This is a genomic window from Enteractinococcus coprophilus, from assembly GCF_006716305.1.
In the GTDB taxonomy this organism is placed as follows: domain Bacteria; phylum Actinomycetota; class Actinomycetes; order Actinomycetales; family Micrococcaceae; genus Yaniella; species Yaniella coprophila.
The window spans coordinates 438,603-457,050 of record NZ_VFOU01000003.1 but is presented as its reverse complement, the minus strand read 5'-3'; the positions used below and the strand labels follow the sequence as shown (position 1 = coordinate 457,050).

At 59.2% G+C, this 18,448-nt stretch carries 16 protein-coding genes; 5 read left to right on the top strand and 11 right to left on the bottom strand.

Going from position 1 to position 18,448, the window contains the following annotated elements:
* Nucleotides 1-10 precede the first annotated feature (10 nt).
* Nucleotides 11-619: an STM3941 family protein gene (locus FB556_RS10085; RefSeq protein ID WP_141867264.1), complete on the bottom strand. Its 609-nt coding sequence runs from the start codon at nt 617-619 to the stop codon at nt 11-13.
* Between the two features lie 220 nt (nt 620-839).
* On the opposite strand from FB556_RS10085, the gene FB556_RS10080 reads away from it, so the two are divergent.
* A complete protein-coding gene (locus FB556_RS10080) occupies nt 840-2,162 on the top strand; it encodes an HNH endonuclease (RefSeq protein WP_141867262.1) in 1,323 nt (440 codons plus the stop codon).
* Nucleotides 2,163-2,334: 172 nt separating this feature from the next.
* Here the strand turns inward: FB556_RS10080 and FB556_RS10075 are convergent, their stop codons facing one another.
* Both FB556_RS10075 and FB556_RS10070 read right to left on the bottom strand, forming a co-directional pair.
* Nucleotides 2,335-2,847 (bottom strand): CoA-binding protein, encoded by a 513-nt coding sequence (locus FB556_RS10075; RefSeq protein WP_141867260.1) that lies wholly within the window; start codon nt 2,845-2,847, stop codon nt 2,335-2,337.
* A 9-nt stretch (nt 2,848-2,856) separates the two neighbouring features.
* Entirely contained in the window at nt 2,857-4,149 is a 1,293-nt protein-coding gene (locus tag FB556_RS10070) for an O-acetylhomoserine aminocarboxypropyltransferase/cysteine synthase family protein (RefSeq protein ID WP_141867258.1), read from the bottom strand.
* A 214-nt stretch (nt 4,150-4,363) separates the two neighbouring features.
* Between FB556_RS10070 and FB556_RS10065 the strand changes: the two genes are divergently transcribed.
* The 3 genes from FB556_RS10065 (at nt 4,364) to FB556_RS10055 (ending at nt 8,827) form a co-directional block, all read left to right on the top strand.
* Complete coding sequence (locus FB556_RS10065) at nt 4,364-5,119, top strand: DUF8175 domain-containg protein (protein WP_141867256.1); 756 nt, start codon at nt 4,364-4,366, stop codon at nt 5,117-5,119.
* Nucleotides 5,120-5,162: 43 nt separating this feature from the next.
* Nucleotides 5,163-6,737 carry an arylsulfotransferase family protein gene (locus tag FB556_RS10060; protein ID WP_141867254.1) on the top strand — a complete coding sequence of 525 codons (1,575 nt, stop codon included), beginning with the start codon at nt 5,163-5,165 and terminating at the stop codon, nt 6,735-6,737.
* Between the two features lie 107 nt (nt 6,738-6,844).
* Entirely contained in the window at nt 6,845-8,827 is a 1,983-nt protein-coding gene (locus tag FB556_RS10055; protein WP_141867252.1) for a BCCT family transporter, read from the top strand.
* On the opposite strand, the gene FB556_RS10050 is transcribed toward FB556_RS10055, so the two are convergent.
* The 8 genes from FB556_RS10050 to gatC form a co-directional block, all read right to left on the bottom strand.
* On the bottom strand, nt 8,824-10,263 hold the full coding sequence (locus tag FB556_RS10050; RefSeq protein ID WP_141867250.1) for an MDR family MFS transporter: 1,440 nt from the start codon (nt 10,261-10,263) through the stop codon (nt 8,824-8,826). The two genes, FB556_RS10055 and FB556_RS10050, sit on opposite strands and share 4 nt — an antisense overlap.
* Before the next feature lie 151 nt (nt 10,264-10,414).
* Nucleotides 10,415-11,773 (bottom strand): MFS transporter, encoded by a 1,359-nt coding sequence (locus FB556_RS10045; protein ID WP_141867249.1) that lies wholly within the window; start codon nt 11,771-11,773, stop codon nt 10,415-10,417.
* Between the two features lie 75 nt (nt 11,774-11,848).
* A complete protein-coding gene (locus FB556_RS10040; protein ID WP_141867247.1) occupies nt 11,849-12,598 on the bottom strand; it encodes a hypothetical protein in 750 nt (249 codons plus the stop codon).
* A gap of 63 nt (nt 12,599-12,661) precedes the next feature.
* Nucleotides 12,662-13,165, bottom strand: a complete 504-nt coding sequence (locus FB556_RS10035; protein ID WP_141867245.1) for a flavin reductase family protein — start codon at nt 13,163-13,165, stop codon at nt 12,662-12,664.
* The gene (locus FB556_RS10030) at nt 13,158-13,922 is read right to left on the bottom strand and encodes a dihydrofolate reductase family protein (RefSeq protein WP_141867243.1); all 765 of its coding nucleotides are present in this window, start codon (nt 13,920-13,922) and stop codon (nt 13,158-13,160) included. The genes FB556_RS10035 and FB556_RS10030 overlap by 8 nt, the downstream gene beginning before the upstream one ends.
* Nucleotides 13,923-13,971: 49 nt before the next feature.
* On the bottom strand, nt 13,972-15,477 hold the full coding sequence (gene gatB / locus FB556_RS10025) for an Asp-tRNA(Asn)/Glu-tRNA(Gln) amidotransferase subunit GatB (RefSeq protein ID WP_141867242.1): 1,506 nt from the start codon (nt 15,475-15,477) through the stop codon (nt 13,972-13,974).
* Complete coding sequence (gene gatA / locus FB556_RS10020) at nt 15,474-17,018, bottom strand: Asp-tRNA(Asn)/Glu-tRNA(Gln) amidotransferase subunit GatA (RefSeq protein WP_141867240.1); 1,545 nt, start codon at nt 17,016-17,018, stop codon at nt 15,474-15,476. Before gatA ends, gatB begins: the two co-directional genes overlap by 4 nt.
* On the bottom strand, nt 17,015-17,320 hold the full coding sequence (gene gatC / locus FB556_RS10015) for an Asp-tRNA(Asn)/Glu-tRNA(Gln) amidotransferase subunit GatC (protein ID WP_141867238.1): 306 nt from the start codon (nt 17,318-17,320) through the stop codon (nt 17,015-17,017). The genes gatA and gatC overlap by 4 nt, the downstream gene beginning before the upstream one ends.
* Nucleotides 17,321-17,532: 212 nt before the next feature.
* On the opposite strand from gatC, the gene FB556_RS10010 reads away from it, so the two are divergent.
* Nucleotides 17,533-18,408, top strand: a complete 876-nt coding sequence (locus FB556_RS10010; protein ID WP_246057376.1) for a siderophore-interacting protein — start codon at nt 17,533-17,535, stop codon at nt 18,406-18,408.
* Nucleotides 18,409-18,448 lie beyond the last annotated feature (40 nt).

Genomic DNA, 18,448 nt, shown 5'->3' with positions numbered 1-18,448 from the left:
GGTGAACAACTTATGCCATCTGGTCGGGCACACCAATGGGATGACCGGGTGGCACATTCGTGACGTGGTACAGCGCATGAAGGACATCCTCGGGACGGCCCTGTAAGTTCTTGATGGTGATGGCATGCACCGGCATCCCGAAAATCTTCGAGTTGAACTTCAACGCCGTCCGCATGGTTCGTGAGGATCCAATCACGCGCTGATAGGCCTCAACATCGCGCAGTTGAAATATTAAGAAGAGTTGGCGTTGGTACTCCGCGATGTTGTATTGCTCGATCATCGACCAGGTCATCGTGGGCAGCGGTCCAATGATTTGGGTTTGGTCTGTTACTCCGGCAGGACTTAGGGCCAGGGCGGTAGTGTCTTTGTGGCCGAAATAATTTTTCATCGATCCGGTTGCGATAGCCCCAAAGAACACCACACCGACAATCCCGACCAGACACACAAGCCAGGCACGAATAGTCTGTGTCGACCCACCGAGCAAGGTGCCGACACTCAGGAGAAATGCCAAAGCGGAAGCGACGACGAGTGCACCCGATCCGAGCAACACGAACATCCGGCGGCCCTTTCGCCACGGGATGCGGATGATCGGTTCGGCAGGAATAGCATCGTTAGACATGCATCCAAACGTTACCTTGAGCCGGTTCGAATGCACATATTACGTGTCAATTAGAACGTGCGAGGACGCAACCCCGCTGCACTGCCCATTGTCAGGAGGGTGTGTAGCAAACGATCTCACAACATGTGGCGGTTTTCCACAGGAGTTGGTGCCGGGCTTGGTTGTCCACCGGAGGCCAGCTATCCCTTACAGTGTCCTACCCTCTGACTAGGGTGGGAATATGGAAACACGGGATGTAGTCGCAGGCGACGCGGTGCAGCGAGCAATCACTGTGCTGCGCTCGTTGCCGGAGCCCGATTCCCAGGAAGCGTGCATTGATCGGATCCAGCTCATGGAGCAAGCCGTCCGGATGGTCCGGGGCGATCAAGCCGTGACGACGTCTCGGTTTGTTGACTATCGACAAGTCGAAGAATCTCATCTGAAGATCCCGACTTCGCTGCAGCTCAAGGGCATTGAAGCCGAAGTGGGGTTTGCCCGCGGGGAATCCCCCTTTGTGGGCGCCGCGTTGACGTCTACGGCCATCGCACTGTGCAGCGTGTTGCCGCGCACCCTGGCGGCCCTGACCGAAGGCCGGGTCAGTGAGTATCACACCCGAGTGGTGGCCGAGCAGACGAGTCATCTCTCGGATGCTCACCGCAAAGAGATTGATGTACTCATCGCCCACCGGCTCGGCAAGGCTTCTACCTCGCAGTTACGTCGGTTGATCCAGGGGCATGCCTACCGGCTGGACCGGGCGGCCGCCGAGGCCCGCGTCGAGGACAACAAACGCCAACGCCGGGTGTGTAAGGATCCAGCAGGGGATGGCCTAGTATATGTCACCGCCGAGCTGCCCGCCCACCAAGGGGCAGCGGTCATGGAAACGTTGACGCGCCTGACCAACCAACGTCTCGACCAGGGCCAAGCCCTGGACACCGATGGCACACCGTTGGGACGCGACGAGGTGATGACCGATATCTTCGTGGAGTTACTCACCGGTCAGACCACCGCCGATGGAGTGGCCGCTGAGGTCGTGGTCGTGATGCATGACACGACGCTGTTCGGTGCGGATGAACTGCCGGCCTGGTTGCTCGGCGAGGGCCCCCTACCGGCAGGGACGGTAAAAAACTGGCTGGCCGACCCCAACGTCACGAAATCTCTTCGACGGTTGTATACGCGGCCCTCGGATGGGCAACTCGTGGCGATGGACTCCAAGCGCCGCCGCTTCCCTGAGGGAATGGCCAAAATGCTGCGGATTCGCGACGATACCTGTGCCACGCCCTGGTGTAATAGCCCGGTCCAGGACGCCGATCACCGCCACCCCTGGGCAAAAGGTGGACCCACAAGTTGGGAAAACGCCACCGGGCTGTGTAAACGCTGTAACCGACGCAAAGAGAACCGGGGTTCGTCATACACTGGCAGCTCCGATGAGCTCACCGTCACGACTCCCACCGGGCATTCCTACACCGTCGAGACCCGGCCACCACTCGCCGAGATCAAACACTGGAACAGCGATCCACCCGCACCGGTCGGTGCTATTGATATCGCTTGGGCTACCGCAGCCTAATCACACTACGCTTATGCAGCGCAAGTACGTCTTGGTACTCGACTGCGTGAAGTACGGATACGCGCGAAGTTAACCTCGTTCGTAGGGGACCGCTTGCTGCTGAACTATTCTCGCCGAGAAAAATACCGGCCGCTGGAAGGATTCCTACGGCCGGTATTAATAATCGAGTGTGTTAAGCGTCGATACGCTGGCGTTTCGAGGAAATCTCGCCGGTATTGAAACCAGCCAGGTGCAGACCACCGTGGAAACGTGCGTGCTCAATTTTCACGCAGCGGTCCATCACGACCTTCAGACCAAGGTCTTCAGCAACTTCGGCGGCCTCATCGGACCAAATACCCAGCTGCAGCCAGAAGTATTTGGCACCGATCTCGGCGGCTTCTCTGGCGATCGCTGGGGTATCGTCTGGACGACGGAACACATCGACCATATCGATCTTGACCGGAATATCGGCTAGCGAAGCGTACACGGGATGGCCCAGAATGGTGCCGCCCTTGCCAGCCAGGATTGGGTTGACGAAATACACGTCGTAGGTAGAGGACGACAATAAGTATGTCGCCACGAAATATGAAGCGCGCTCGAGTTTATCGGAAGCGCCCACGATTGCGATGGTCTTTGTGTCTTGGAGGATCTTCAGGCGCTCAACGGCGCTCGGGCTGACCCATTTGCGTTCAGTTACAGCAGTCATCGTTACTCCTTAGGCGTTCTTCACGGTTGCAGTCAACGCCTGGTCGAGGTCCCAGATGATGTCGTCGACATCTTCAATCCCCACCGAAATGCGCACCAGATCATCCGGAATACCGGCGGCATCCAGCTGCTCATCGGTCAGCTGCTGGTGGGTGGTCGAACCCGGGTGCAGCATCAGGGTTTTCGCATCCCCAATATTGGCCAGGTGTGATGCCAACTGTAGATTAGACATAAAGTCAGCGGTAGCCTGACGGCCACCTTTTACACCGAAGCTAAATACCGAGCCCACACCCAGTGGCAGCAATTCCTTACCGCGCTCATAGTAGGGGTTATCTTCCAAACCGGCGTAGTTTACGTAGGCGATCCGGTCGTCTTCGTCCAACCATTTGGCCACTTTCATCGCATTAGCCAGATGTTCGTCCATGCGCTGCGGCAGGGTCTCCACACCAATCAGCAATTGGAAAGCCGACTGGGCTGGCAGGGAGGGCCCGAAATCGCGTAATTGTTCGTTGCGTAGTTTGGTCAGGAACCCGAACTCACCGAAGTTGCCGTACCACGACAGGTTGTTATACGACGGGACCGGTTCGGTCATTAGCGGGAAGTTGCCGTTATCCCACGGGAATTCTCCGGACTCAATGACCACGCCACCCAGGGTCGTACCGTGACCGCCCAAGAACTTGGTGGCTGAGTGAATGACAATATCTGCACCGTGCTCCAGTGGACGGATCAAATACGGCGGGGTCAACGTCGAGTCGACGACCAGCGGGATCCCGTGTTCGGCAGCCAGTTCGCCGAGACCCTTCAGATCCATAATCACGCTGGAAGGGTTCGCCACGATCTCGGTGTAGATGGCCTTGGTGTTCGGCTGGATGGCCGCAGCAAACGCGTCGACTTCAGTCGAGTCCACGAAGGTGGTGTCAATACCAAACCGGCGCAGAGAGACATCCAGTTGGGTGACGGTACCACCATAGAGCTTGGACGAGGCCACAATGTGATCACCTGAGCCAGCCAAGGCCGCGAAGGTGACGAACTCGGCGGCCTGCCCGGAGGCAGTAGCTACCGCTCCGATGCCACCTTCCAGTGAGGCGATGCGCTCTTCAAAAGCTGCCACAGTTGGGTTGGAGATCCGCGAGTAAATGCTGCCGTACTTCTGTAGGGCGAATAAGTCGGCAGCATCTTGCTGCGACTCAAAGACGAACGACGTCGTCTGGTAAATCGGCACCGCACGAGCACCGTGCACCGCATCCGGCACGGCACCGGCGTGGAGGGCACGGGTACGGAACCCAAATTTGTGATCTGCCATGGCATCCTTTTCATTAAATTCTCAGCGTGAGGCTGTGGTCTGTGCCTATTGTCCTAAATCTGTGGCCAAGACCATGCTGATATTACTTCTAACTACGATTCATCCTCTGACAGCACACTCAGGCGCACTGCTGCTGTATCTGCGCGAACTGTGAGCTCCGCTGACGGGGGAGCGCCTAGGGTGTGTGCCGTGGTGCCGATTAGACTCAGCAGTAATGACCACGCCAGACTCCAAGCCAAAGCGGCAGCCCACCAGTTCCGAAAACCCGCCACAGCTCCAGGAATCTAACTTCTGGACCACGGGCAAGGGTGTGCTGACCATCATCGGCATCGCCGTTGCCGCCACCGCCGTTGTCATCACCGTTATCTTCTCAACGCTGTCTAACGACAACGAATTCGGCCAGCCGGCTACCTACACGGACATCCCGACCGATTCGGTCTGCGGGCTCGGCGGGGTGGCGCTGGAAGGCTCGATTGCTGACACTCCGGACGCCGAATGGGTCGAATATCGCGGCGCCTGGTTGCCAGTCTCCGAAACCTACGGTCCCGGAAATGCTGCCTCCGACGGCGAATTCAGCTGTTTTGAACATTCCCCGCGCGGCATGCTGTTTGCCGCCTCGGCCTACACCGGCCAACTGACCAACCCCGCTTACTGGGAAGACATACCCGACATCTTTGCCGGTGAGCACGCCGAAGCCCACCGCGCCGAAGCTGAAGAACTGTTCACCACGGTGTTCGCCGAGGCAGACACCGCCCTGGGTGGTTTCCGACTGGTTCATTACGACGGCGATACCGCCCAGATCGACATGGCTGTGACGTCCTTTGACGGCACCGAAACCTCCCGGACCTCGGTGGTCTTGGACATGGTGTGGGCCGACGGCGACTGGAAGATTGCTGCCACCGATACCGAACTGGGTATCTCCTTGAAGCCGATCCCGGATCTCATCGGCTACCAGCACTGGTCCGCCTAGGTGCCATTGCCCGCACGGGGTGAGATCGTGTACACCAGATGCTATGGAGACGCACACCAAATCCCGTCGCCGGTTGGTTGCTGTCGGCGCGACGGCCGTATTCGCGCTGGTGTGCGCCGGATGCGGTAGTGCCGACGCCGAAACCGAGTCGGATGAGCCACCGGTTCCGCACCATGATTTCGTCTCTCGGCCCGATCTGAAACCCCCAGAATTGGAATTCACTCAGGGCCCGGCCTGGGGTGAGGAGTACGCCGAATCCGATGAGTACATTTTTCTGACCGTTGACTATGAGACCGAAACGCCCTCCAGTGCGGCCATGATTCTGGATGCCACCGGCGAGCTCGTGTGGATGGATCCGTCGAAGTTGCATGTCGATGATACCGGCCACTTCGATCTGCGTCCCCAGCAGTACCGGGGCGAGACGATCCTGACGTACTTCAAAGGTCCTGCCGCGATCGGGTATGGCTACGGCGATATCTTTCTGATGAATGACCAGTATCAGGTCTTCGATACGGTCACGACCGGCGGCTCGTTGCCACCCCACGAAACCGATTTCCACGACGCGGTCATCACCGATGACGGCACCATGTTGGTATTAGCGTATGTCAAAAAGCCCGCTGACCTCTCGCATGTCGGCGGCCCGCGCGAGGGCTGGATTCACGACGGCGTAATTCAGGAAATCGACATTGCTACAGGTGAGGTGGTCTTTGAATGGAGCTCCGTGGATCATGTTCCGCTCACGGAGGGCCTGTTGGACTTCGACGACGAAGCAGGCGCCGACGCCGAAGAAGACCAACCTGAACTCGGCACCTTTGATAACCCGTTTGATTATTTCCACATCAACTCGGCCACGGTGGACGACGACGGGGCGATCCTGGCCTCGGCACGCCATACGAATGCGGTATATAAGATTAACCGCGACACCGGCGACATCGAATGGACGCTCGGGGGAGTCGCCAGCGATTTTGCCCTCGACGACGACGCCGTGTTTGCCTGGCAACATAGCGCAGCCCGCGACACTGATGGCACGCTCACACTGTTTGATAACCACGCACGCAATGCCGACGGCGACAAATCATCCCGCGGGTTGCGCTTAAGCCTCGACGACGACACGATGACCGCCCGTGTGGCGACCGAATATCTTCCCCCAACAGAACGTCCGGCGGGTTCTATGGCGAACACGCAGCTATTGGAAAACGGCAATATGTTTATCGGTTGGGGCCAACAACCCTACTACTCGGAATATACTCACGACGGCGAGCTGATCTACGATGTATGTCATGGCGATGCCTGCCACGAGAACTCCGACGGGGGCGGTGGCAGTTACCGAGCGTATAAGGGCGACTGGGAAGGCCATCCTACGACCGATCCGACCGTCGTTGTACAACAAAACGGCCAGGGCGCTGAGACCGTGTACGTTTCATGGAACGGCGCGACCGAAGTCGCTCAGTGGCGAGTGCTTACCGGCCATGATGCGGGCAGTACACGTGAACTCGCCGTCGTCGACAAAACTGGATTCGAAACCGCTATCCCACTTGAGGGCTCACACGACTATGTAGTCATTGAAGCTCTGGACGCCGACGGTGCGGTGTTAGGTACCGGCACTGGGCAACGGTGATGGTGCGTTGACCACGAGTTATCTTCTGCAAGGTGACTTCTCTAGGATGGGAAACCAACACAGCAGCATCGACTGCACCAGCAGTATCACGTGGAAAGGACATCCCCATGTCGGACAACACTGATGACCGCAAGCCCTCGGAGGAGGAAAAACCGCCAGAAGTTGTTGATCCGGTGGTCAAAACCGACCCCGAAGTCGACGAGCAGGTCGAGGATTTACAGGCCCAAGACCGTTCCGACGTTTTGCCGTGGGACGTCCAGATCCGCAACATGGATTCCGATGACGCCACGACCATGAAACTCCTGCGCCAGGGGGTGCGCCTGAAACGCGGGCTGATCACACCGCGGGTGTTCTACCCGGCAATTATCGTGCTGCTGCTGACCGCCGCGATCTCGATTATCTTTCCCGACGCCTCGGGCCAGGCCCTGCTGAGTACTCAATCCTGGATCGTTGACACCCTGGGCTGGTATTACATCCTGATCATGTTCGGGTTCATTATCTTTTGCTTGTATGTGGCACTGTCCAAATACGGGCGGATCAAGCTGGGGGCACCCGAAGACGAACCCGAGTTCTCCCGCGGCGCCTGGTTCTCCATGCTGTTTGCCACCGGAATGGGCATCGGGCTGATCTTCTACGGGGTTGGCGAACCGTTGACCTATGCGACCGTAGACCCCAAACCAGGGTGGGAAGGCAGCCCGGAAGAACTCGCCCAAATGGGGATGGCCCAAACCTTCTTGCACTGGGGCTTGCACCCCTGGGCGGTCTACGGGGTGCTGGGCCTGGGGGTTGCCTATACGATCCACCGCCGCGGTCGGCCAGTGTCGATCCGGTGGGTCTTTGAACCGCTGATCGGTGCCCAACGCGTCAGAGGCTGGATGGGTGACACGATTGATGTGCTGGCCATTTTCGGCACGATGGCCGGGGTGGCCACTTCGCTGGGCCTAGGTGTGCAACAGATTGCCACCGGGCTGCAACACCTGGGGATCGTCGATCAGGCAGACACCACACTGCTGGTCATCCTGATCATCGTCATCACTTTCATCGCTACCGCCTCGGTGGTATCTGGTATCGGCAAAGGCATGAAGTGGATCTCCTCGATTAACTTATCCCTGGCGGGCGTCTTAGTGGTCTCCGTGCTGTTACTCGGCCCCACGTTGTTCTTAGTCGAAAACTTCATTGAATCGCTGGGTGTCTGGTTGGCGAACTTCCTTGAAATGTCCTTTGACGTCGGCGCGTATGCGACCGCTGAAGACAGCACCTGGTATTCCAGCTGGACCCTGTTCTACTGGGGCTGGTGGATCGCTTGGGCACCGTTTGTGGGCATCTTCATCGCTCGCGTCTCGCGCGGCCGCACGATCCGTGAATTCATCATCGGCGTTATGTTGGTCCCCACCCTGGTCGGAATGATCTGGTTCGGTGTGCTAGGCGGTTCTGGTATCTACCGTCAGCTCTTTGGCGAACGCGACCTGGTGGTCGACGGCGAAGTCTCACCCGAAGGCTCACTGTTTACCGTGTTACAAGACCTGCCGCTGGGTACGGTCTTTTCGGTCATCGGAATCATCCTGGTGGTGCTGTTCTTTATTACCTCCTCGGATTCCGGTTCTTTGGTCATGAATATGCTCACCGCAGGAGGCCACCCGAACCCACCGACCTGGTCACGGATCATGTTCTCCGGACTCGAAGGTGCGATCGCCATTGGACTGCTGCTCGCCGGAGGACTCGAAGGCCTCCAGGCAGCCTCGCTGGCCACCGCCCTGCCGTTTTCGATCATCATGGTGTTCATGGCGCTCGCCGTCTACCGCGGGCTGCGACTCGATTCAGCGCTAGCTACCCAAGCCCAGTTGGAGCGCCGCATGAAACTGTTCTCCGAACACGTCGGAGACCTCTATCACCTTGATGAGGCGGAAGGTGCAGACCGACTGACACCAGACAGCGAGCCAATCGATTACCGTATCGCCGCCACAACCGGACCACGCCCGCGGAATGCGCCCGGCAAACGGATGCGCGACCTGCGCAAAGTCCATGACGCGCGCACCAGCTACGAGCGCGGGGAGGCACAACGCCGTCGTACCACCGACGACGACGCCTAGTCGGTCGGCTGTGTCGCTGCCGGTTGGTCGGTGTGGGGTTTCGCGCGGAAGAAGATCGCCCCGATGACCGGGATTAGCATGAGTACCGCGCCACAGATCAGTGCGTTATGCATACCGGTCATCTGGGCTGCCAGCGGGTCTTTACCTTGCCCGGCGCCGACCACCGCGGCCACGGACATGACGGTGATGTACAGGGCAGTCCCACCGGCGGCGGCCACCTGTTGCAGTGTTGAGAAGATCGCCGAACCATGTTGATAGAGACTGCCGGGCAGGGCAGACAGCGCCGAAGTCATGAGCGGCCCCATCATCATGCCGATGCCCACCGCCATCAAAATATTCCACAAAATGACCGTCCACAGTGGGCTGTGCGCGTGCAGGGTCACCATGCCCCACAGTCCACTTGCGGCAATAATTGAGCCGGGGATGAGCAGTGGGCGAGCGCCGACGGCGTCGAACATGCGTCCCACAAAAATCCCCAGCACACCCATGAGCACACCCGAGGGCAGCATGACCATGCCGGCCACCTGGGGGTCAAAACCTAAGACCTGTTGGATATAGATCGGCAGAACGATAAACGTGCCGAACATTGCCATCGAAGAAATAATGGTCAACATGATCGCAAACGCGTAGGTCGGGACGGCGAACACGCGGACATTCAGGAACGCGTTGGTGCCCATGGCCAGCTGGCGCAACACGAAGATGGTCAGCGACACCCCACCGATGACCAGCGGAATCCAGGCGGGGACGATGGCGACCCCGCGGGCGGCCTCACCTAATGAACTCAGTCCGTAAATGAGGCCCGCGAACCCAACGGCCGACAACACAACGGAAAGCATATCTAACCGCATCGGGCGGGTTTGGGTGATGTTGCGCATCATGGCTCCGCCGATGATCAGCGTCAACACGGCGATCGGCAGCACGGTCCAGAACATCCAGCGCCAATCGAGTTGTTCTAGGATGATGCCGCCCACGGTCGGGCCCAGCGCCGGGGCCGCGGAGATGACCATTCCGACGATCCCCATCACGCGGCCGCGTTTTTCAAATGGCACCAGGTTTAATACGGTGGTCATGAGCAACGGCATCATGATTGCCGTGCCGATCGCTTGGATGACTCGGCCGATCACCAGCATCAGAAAGACCGGTGCCAGTGCAGCCACCACGGTGCCGACGGTGAAGATGGCCATCGCCGCGAGATAGACGCTGCGGATTCGAAACCGAGTCAGAATCCAGCCGGTCGTTGGGATGACCACGGCCATGGTGAGCATAAACGCGGTGGTCACCCACTGGACGGTGGCTTCGGTGATATCGAATTCCTGCATTAGTCGGGGCAAGGCCACCGACATGATGGTTTCATTGAGGATCACCACGAACGCTGCGACCGACAGGATAGCGATCACGCGAAACGGGCTGGCAGGTTGCGTCGTGGGGTGAGACATGACTGCATCGACCTTTCACAAGATAACAGAACAACACAAGATACCCACCGGATGTGGTGGGACCTTGAGGAGATAAGTGAATCCTGCCAGAAGGTGTGCAGACCTCGTCAGTGAGCCTGACGAATATTCACCCCTTGATCCAACACGAAAACTACACATCCTGCAAATCTTTGCCCGTGGTCTCTGGCGCCAGCAAGAACATGGCAATGACGGCGACCACAACGGTGGCAGCAGCGAAGGTAAATGCGCCGGTCAGTCCGAACGTTGGGATCAGGTGCGTGACAAACAGCAGCGGCCCGATCCCGGCGGAAATGCGCGAGACCGCTGAGGCCCAACCGAAGCCCGACGACCGCAGGCTGGTGGGGTACACTTCCGAGGCGTAGGCGTACATGACCGGGATAGCCACCTGGATGATCAACCCATAGATCAGCACCAACGGTAAGACCGCGGCCGGCACATGCAGGAAAGCTGCCACGAGGACCAACAAAATGGAACCTACGACCGCAGAGACGGCCAGGAGTGGTTTGCGGCCGGTTTTTTCTACCAGGAAGGTCGCCACCAGCGCCCCGACGAGCCCGATGGCAGCCATGCCACCGGTGGTCAGAAACGCTTGGGTTTGGGCGAATCCGGCGTCCATGAGGAACGTTGGTAGCCACTGCAACGATACGTAGTAGACAAACATCACAGTCAAAAACAGGAGCCACACGGCCAAGGTGGTGCGCCAGGAGAATTTCCAGACACCTCGTAGCTGCTCAAATACCGCGCCGGCGGACATTTTCGGGACGTCTTGCATCGTGTCCAACCGGTATTGCACAGGTGTGGTGCCGGTTGCTTTGACCAATCCGTCGATGACCTGCCGGGCCTTTTCGTGCTGGTTGGTGCGGATCAAAAACATTGGCGATTCCGGGATCCACAACCGCACAAAGATCAACAGGATAGCGGGCAAGACCATGGCCAGCAGTGGCGGGCGCCAGTCGGCCCACATGGTAACAAACCAGGCGGAAACGAAACCGGCTAATGCGGCACCAACCGGCCACCAGGCATCCATCGCGGTCAGGACCCGGCCGCGGTGTTTACGCGGGGTGAATTCACCAACCAGGGCGTAGTCCACCGGGATCGCACCACCCAGCCCGAAGCCGGCCATGAACCGTAACAGGGCAAACACTACGATGTCGGTGGCAAAAACTCCGGCGATCGTGAAGCCCGCAAACACCGCAATCGTTGCGCTAAAGGCGGCTTTGCGCCCGATCCTATCGGCGATGGTCGCCCACACGAACGCGCCCAGTGCCATCCCCAGCAGATTGGCTGTCCCGATCCACGCGGCTTGGCCCGGTTCAAGGTTCCACTCCTCGGACAGCAACGGAATGAGAATCCCGTTGAGGGAGACATCCCAAGCGTCGAACATAAAGCCCAGGCCACCGATGATAAAAATCCGGCCCTGGACATTCCATTTCCACGGTAGGGACTGCACAACCTCGCTACCCGAGGGCACATACTGTGTTTGCGTCATACCCTTATCTTAAACTGCGCAGGACGGCAGCGCAGAGGGTATGCGCAACGAAAGCGGTATGACCCACCCGTAGTGTTATTTGGACACGGCTGCTGTAAAAATTTCCAGGGCCCGCTCGGTGGCGGCGTCATTGAATTGCTCGGCCGCATCAGCGTCAAGATCCTCGACAATGACTTGTGGAGGATAGGCGGCCGCATAGCGTAGGAAAATCTCCTCGGAGACCACATCGACCATGCGCCCGGTCAGCTGGTCTGTGACCACAACTTCCCAGGTGTGGACCTCGACCTGTCTACCGGCTGCCTCAGCTGAGGTGACATCATGTTTGATCTCGGAGCCGTCTTCTTTCACGCACGCGGTATCCGTTTGCTCGTATACTTCATGGAGTTTTTGGGTGCCTGCGGCGTCATTGCCATAAAACACGGTGACGGTTTCTCCGCTGGCGTGTTCATCGAGGTGGGCTTCGGCGTCGAACGTAGCGCGCACTCCGGCCGGCTGAGCATCCAGCAGAAGATTATATTGGGTCGCACCGGCTTGCTGACACAGGTCAGGGTCTTCGGTGCCCGACAGTGCGGAAGCCATCGCGTAGATATCCGGCCACTGGTCTTCCATGGTCATCGCTTGGGTGACGTCAAAATCTGTTTCCAACGTCTCGACGAGCTCGGTTTCCTGTGCCGTTTCAGCTGGGGCTTCCGGTCTCTCGACAGCTGATTGGCTGCTCCCATTGTTGGGGGTTTCGGCGTCATCGGAAGAACAGCCAGCTAGCAGCAGACCGGCGGTCAAGGCAATTGCGCTGGTACGCAGCACAGCGGAAACAGAGATACTCATGTCTCCAGTCTAGACACTGCGGCCACCAACGCCTGACAGGACGTAGCGAGGAAACCCGCGAAGTTAGGGTTGGATAATGCGTTCGGAGCTATCGTGTGCCGGGCGGAGGTCACCGATGTCGCTGAGTCGAAGCGGCGTGAAGTGCCCTGGGCTTTCAGCTTCGATCACGCGGGCGGTCACACAGACATGGTCGCCGCCGTCGTCGAGCATCGAAATCTGTTCGATGACCATCCTGTTTGGGAGAGCTGTCAGCAGGGGCACGCCCTGGCGCATTTCGACCTCGAGGTCCGCGAACTTATCGGTGTCTTGACCCGACATGGTCGCAAAGTGTTCGGCCCAGGCCAGATCGTCCTGGGTCAGGAAATGAACACCGAAGGTCTCGGCGAGCAGCCCGATTTTATACGTGTGGTTGGCCTTGGATAACCAGATGTTGTAGTGCTGAGGCTTCATGCTGGCCTGGGTGTGATAGCTGACCACACAGCCAGCGCGCACATTTTCCGCCGCAGTGGTGACGACGATCAGCGAGGTGTTTTCGGAGCTCATCAGCGTCGCAAAGGGGTTAGACATCGTGGGGATCCTCGTCTCGAAGGGCCTCGTATCGCAAAAACAGGGTGTGGTCTTCGTGCATGACGTGTTGGAGTTCATACCGAGCGATCCCAGCGCCCTCGGGGGTTACGCCAACCGGGAGATTATCGCCACCCATGACCGGGGCAATTGATAACAACAACTCATCAAGCCGATCGGCCGCCACGAACTCGCCGAGTAGCGTTGGACCGCCTTCACACAGCACGATCTGGTACCCGCGTTGGGCGAAGGCCTGCAGCGCGACGTCGGGTTCGACACGGGTGGTGCCGGCAAAAATGATTTCGGCGTGTTGTTTGGCTTCAGCCAGGGCATCCGGATCGGCCGATTCGCTGGTGATGATCATGGTTTTGGCATATTCGGGTGCTTCCCGAAACAGCTTGAGCTGCCAATTCAAATCCAGGCTGCCGCTGACAATGGCCACCGGGGGAGTAGGCGGTTTGCCCAGGGCCTCACGGGCGGCCATTGCCTCATCCGATAACCGAACGAGCCCGTAACCTTCCTTGCGTACCGTTTCGGCGCCGACTAACACGACGTCGGCGATTTGGCGCATGCGCCGGAAGAGGTCCTGGTCGACGTCGGTGGATAACGCGCCCACCTTGCCGCCGATTGCTGCGGTACCATCAAGTCCGGCAACCATGTGTCCGGTGACCCAGCACTCGTGGCGCGGGGCACTGCGGTCCACCGCCAGGTAGGTGTCCATTGGGTCATCTACTGTACTGCCAGGGGTAAGAAGTCGCATGGTGTCAGTGTACGAATCCGGGGCGGGTGCTGTCTGTGCTTGATCGGCGCTAGGCTTGCAGCCCGAGCTTTTCGGCTAAGAGTTGACGAACGCGTCCGGCATCGGCCTTGCCACCGGTCGCCTGCATGACCGGGCCGATCAGGGCTCCGATCGCCTGGGTTTTCCCGGCTTGCACCTTTGCGACAACGTCTGGGTTTGAGGCAATCGCTGTATCGATTGCCGCTGTGAGAGCCGCATCGTCGGAGACCACCGCCAACGAACGCGCCTCGACCACTTCGGCTGGGCTGCCCTCGCCGTCGGCCACATGTCCCAACACTTGACGAGCCAACCGGTCATTGATCGTACCGGCCGTGGTGAGGGTTTCGAGCTCAACGACGTGGTGCGGGGTGATGCCCAGTTCGGTAACTGCGACATCTGCCGCATGGGCCAATCGGGCGATTTCACCCATCCACCATTTACTGGCGGCACCGGGGGAGGCCCCGGCCGTAATCGTCTGTTCGACCACATCCAACGCATCGGCGTTGACCATGTCCCGGAAGACCGCATCCGACAGACCCCACTCGGTTTTGAGTCGCCGACGACGCTCCACAGGCAATTCCGGCAGTTGGGCGGCCAGACGATCGAGCCAGGCTTGATCCACTTCAATTGGGACCAGATCGGGTTCGGGAAAATACCGGTAATCATCGGCGTCGGATTTGGTGCGGCCCGGCGTCGTCGTGCGGGTGTCTTCCTGCCAGTGGCGAGTCTGTTGCACCACCGGATCGCCCGCGCTCAGGACGGCGGCTTGGCGGCGGATCTCATAATCCACCGCATACCCGATGGCCCGCAGTGAGTTGACGTTTTTGGTTTCGGTGCGAGTCCCAAACTGTGTGGCGTCCTTGGGCATCAGGGACACGTTGGCGTCGCAACGCAGATTGCCGCGCTCCATGCGAGCATCGGAGATCCCCAAGGCACGGACGATTTCGCGAATCGTTTGCACGTAGACTTTCGCGAGTTCGGGGGCCCGGTCACCGGCACCCGAAATCGGTTTGGACACGACCTCAATGAGTGGGACCCCGGCGCGGTTGTAGTCCACCAGTGCGTACGAGGCCGAGTGAATGCGCCCCGATTCGCCCATGTGGGTCAGTTTGCCGGCGTCTTCTTCCAGGTGAGCGCGCTCAATCTCCACCCGGAAGACTGTGCCGTCGTCGAGTTCGACATCGACCCAGCCGTCGTGGGCAATCGCCTGTTCGTACTGTGAGGTCTGAAAGTTCTTGGGCAGATCCGGATAGAAATAGTGCTTACGCGCAAATTCGGAGCGCGGCGCGATCGTGCAGTTCAGGGCCAGCCCGAGCTTGATGGCCGATTCGACCGCGGTGCGATTCACCACCGGCAGCACTCCGGGCATGCCTAAATCCACCTCGGTCACATTCGTATTGGGCTCATCTCCGAAAGCATTGGGGGCTTGCGAGAACATCTTGGTCGCCGTGTTGAGCTCCACGTGGATTTCAAACCCTAACACCGGTTCGAAGTGTGCCACGGCGTCGGCGAAGGTCAGCGTGGTGGTTGCGGTCATGAACGAGCTCCTTGAACTTGCGGCACCTCGGGCGCCCGGTCATAAAACGGCTTGCCCTGTTCGGCTTCGATCAGGGCTTCAATGGCCGACGCCACCCGATACACGGTGGCATCCGATTTCGCCGGGCCTTGAATGTGCAGACCCACCGGCATGTCATGCTCCGCGGTGCCACCCGGGATCGAAATCGCCGGGATCCCCGCCAGATTCGCCGGAATCGTGACGACGTCGTTGAGATACATACTCAACGGTTCTTCCAATTGATCGCCCAGTTTGACGGCCACCGTCGGCGTCGTCGGGGAAATTAACACGTCAACGTGCTCAAATGCATGCTTCAGATCTTGGATGACCAGCGTGCGGACCCGCTGGGCGGTTCCGTAGTAGGCGTCCACATATCCGGCCGATAGGGCGAAAGTCCCCAGCATAATGCGGCGCTTGGCCTCATCACCGAAACCGGCGGCGCGGGTCGCGGCCATGACCTCGGCCACGGTCCCGCCACCGTCGGGGACCACCCGGTTGCCATAACGAATCCCATCAAAGCGCGCGAGGTTCGACGACACCTCCGAGGGCACAATCAAATAGTACGCGTGTAAGGCGTAGGGGATGTGTGGGCAGTCGACCGTAGTGACCTCGGCACCGGCGTCACGCAACAGGTCTAGGGTTTCCTGGAATTTCTCCCAGATTTCTGCTGAGAAACCCGGACCCTGAAATTCCTCGAGGACGCCAATGCGGACCCCGGACAAGTCCTGATCAGTGGTTGCCTCCAGCAGCGTATTCCACTGGGTGTGCAACGACGTCGAGTCCTTCGGATCATGCCCGGCGATCAGTTCATGCAGTGCGGCAGCATCAGCGGTGGTACGAGTTACGGGACCAATCTGATCCAACGACGACGCCATGGCAATCAACCCGTAGCGCGACACCGACCCATACGTTGGTTTGGTGCCGACCGTTCCGGTGAATGCAGCCGGTTCACGGATCGAACCGCCCGTGTCACTGCCCAAGGCCAGCGGTGCCATAAAGGCCCCGACCGCAGCCGCCGAACCGCCACCGGAACCACCGGGCGCGCGGTTCAGATCCCACGGATTACGCGTCACCCCGTAGGCCGAGTATTCGGTGGTGGATCCCATCGCGAACTCGTCCAGGTTCGTCTTGCCCAGAATCGGCAGTTTCGCAGCCCGGATCGTGCGGACCACGGTGGCATCATAGGGTGGCATCCACCCCTCTAAAATTTTCGACGCCGCAGTCGTGGGCTGGCCGATCGTGACAATGTTGTCTTTAATCGCAATCGGCACCCCGGCCAGCGGGTGAAGCTCATCCGCCTCGGGGCCACCGGCCGTCCGGATCGCATCGACCTCGGCTGCCACGGCCAGCGCTTCGTCTTGGTTGAGATGTAAAAACGCGTGGACGCCCTCATCAGCGGTGCCATCAACCTGATTGATGCGCTCGAAATGCGCGCGCGTGAGCTCCACCGATGTAAACGTCCCGGCCCGCAGGTGCTCGGCCATCTCTAAAGCGGTCAGTCGAATCATCTCTGCCGGGCTCATCGGTCACCCTCCGCGTGCAAAATTGCTGGCACCTTGAACTGCCCCGCCTCGACCTCGGGCGCACCGGTCAGCGCCTCGTGCTGACTCAACACGGGACCGACGACGTCGTCCCGGTATACATTCGTCAAAGCAATCGGATGCGACGTTGGCATCACGTGCTTGGTATCAACTTCTTGGACCTTGGCAACCGAGTCGAGAATCTTGCTCACCTCTCCTGACATCCGATCCAATTCCTCTTCCGTAAGATTCACATGAGCCAGCTGGGCCAGGTGGGTGAGCTGGTCCCGGGTCAGGTCGGACATGGTGCTCCTTTGCCTTGAGGGCTGGGTGTGATGCCAGTGTAAACCCGTCGGGGTCGCACAGGATAGGACCTGTGATATGTCCAGCATTTTTTTCTTTCATGAGGAGCAGCCGAATCCATTGTGCTCGCCGAGACTTCGCTTCACAATGCCTGGTATTGAGGTTAGCCTTATATATTAGGTAACAACCCTATGTTCTAATTCAAGGAGATTTCTTGACTCAGCAGTCTGCTCGTGAAGTGAGCACTCGTCCCCGCCGCCCACGTCCGCGCCAAATGGTCATGGAGGTTGTGGACGTCGAGGAGCTGTCCCCAACGTTCAAACGCATCACGTTCGGTGGCGAAGATTTCGAGCTCTTCCAGGATTCCGACGCGGTGGATAAATATGTCAAACTTCTGCTGCCCCAGAACCCTGAATCAGGCCTGAAGCCGCCATTTGATTTAGATGAGCTGCGCAAAACCCTGCCCAAAGATGAGCTGCCCCTGCGCCGCACCTACACCGTGCACTCGGTGGATCACGACGCCAAGACCCTGAAAATGGATTTCGTCATTCACGGTGCCGATGGGCTGGCCGGACCCTGGGCTGAACAGGCCGAAGTCGGCGACCTACTGCAATTTTCCGGACCGGGCGGCAAATACCAGCCGGATCCCACCGCCGACTGGCACCTGCTAGCCGGTGACGAGGCGGCCATCCCAGCCATTGGTGCAGCCCTGGCTGCTCTGCCCGACGACGCCGTGGGGCACGCGCTCATTGAAGTCGCCACCGCCGACGACGAGTGGAATCTGACCGCCCCAGCCGGTGTCGAAGTGACCTGGCTGCATCGCGGTGGACCCTTCACCCCCGAATCCACCGTCATCGAACAGGCCGTCAAAGACGTTGCCTGGCGAGACGGCCGAGTCCAGGCCTTTGTGCACGGTGAACGCGAGATCATGAAATCTCTGCGCGTCTATCTGCACGATGAGCGCGGCGTCGATCGTGCCGACACGTCGCTGTCGGCCTACTGGGCTTACGGGCGGGCCGAAGATGATTTCCAGGCAGAAAAGAAACTGCCGATCGGGCAGATTTACTCCGAACCCGGGCTGCAGTACTAGACCTGCAATAGACGAAGCAGCAGCGAACCCTCTCAAGAAG

Excerpts from the sequence above, each read along its gene's own strand:
- gatB (WP_141867242.1), bottom strand. The coding sequence starts at position 15,477 with ATGACCGCAACCACCACGCTGACCTTCGCCGACGCCGTGGCACACTTC.
- FB556_RS10080 (WP_141867262.1), top strand. The coding sequence starts at position 840 with ATGGAAACACGGGATGTAGTCGCAGGCGACGCGGTGCAGCGAGCAATC.
- FB556_RS10040 (WP_141867247.1), bottom strand. The coding sequence starts at position 12,598 with ATGAGTATCTCTGTTTCCGCTGTGCTGCGTACCAGCGCAATTGCCTTG.
- FB556_RS10070 (WP_141867258.1), bottom strand. The coding sequence starts at position 4,149 with ATGGCAGATCACAAATTTGGGTTCCGTACCCGTGCCCTCCACGCCGGT.
- FB556_RS10085 (WP_141867264.1), bottom strand. The coding sequence starts at position 619 with ATGTCTAACGATGCTATTCCTGCCGAACCGATCATCCGCATCCCGTGG.
- gatC (WP_141867238.1), bottom strand. The coding sequence starts at position 17,320 with ATGTCCGACCTGACCCGGGACCAGCTCACCCACCTGGCCCAGCTGGCT.
- gatA (WP_141867240.1), bottom strand. The coding sequence starts at position 17,018 with ATGAGCCCGGCAGAGATGATTCGACTGACCGCTTTAGAGATGGCCGAG.
- FB556_RS10055 (WP_141867252.1), top strand. The coding sequence starts at position 6,845 with ATGTCGGACAACACTGATGACCGCAAGCCCTCGGAGGAGGAAAAACCG.
- FB556_RS10060 (WP_141867254.1), top strand. The coding sequence starts at position 5,163 with ATGGAGACGCACACCAAATCCCGTCGCCGGTTGGTTGCTGTCGGCGCG.
- FB556_RS10050 (WP_141867250.1), bottom strand. The coding sequence starts at position 10,263 with ATGTCTCACCCCACGACGCAACCTGCCAGCCCGTTTCGCGTGATCGCT.
- FB556_RS10030 (WP_141867243.1), bottom strand. The coding sequence starts at position 13,922 with ATGCGACTTCTTACCCCTGGCAGTACAGTAGATGACCCAATGGACACC.
- FB556_RS10075 (WP_141867260.1), bottom strand. The coding sequence starts at position 2,847 with ATGACTGCTGTAACTGAACGCAAATGGGTCAGCCCGAGCGCCGTTGAG.
- FB556_RS10035 (WP_141867245.1), bottom strand. The coding sequence starts at position 13,165 with ATGTCTAACCCCTTTGCGACGCTGATGAGCTCCGAAAACACCTCGCTG.
- FB556_RS10065 (WP_141867256.1), top strand. The coding sequence starts at position 4,364 with ATGACCACGCCAGACTCCAAGCCAAAGCGGCAGCCCACCAGTTCCGAA.
- FB556_RS10045 (WP_141867249.1), bottom strand. The coding sequence starts at position 11,773 with ATGACGCAAACACAGTATGTGCCCTCGGGTAGCGAGGTTGTGCAGTCC.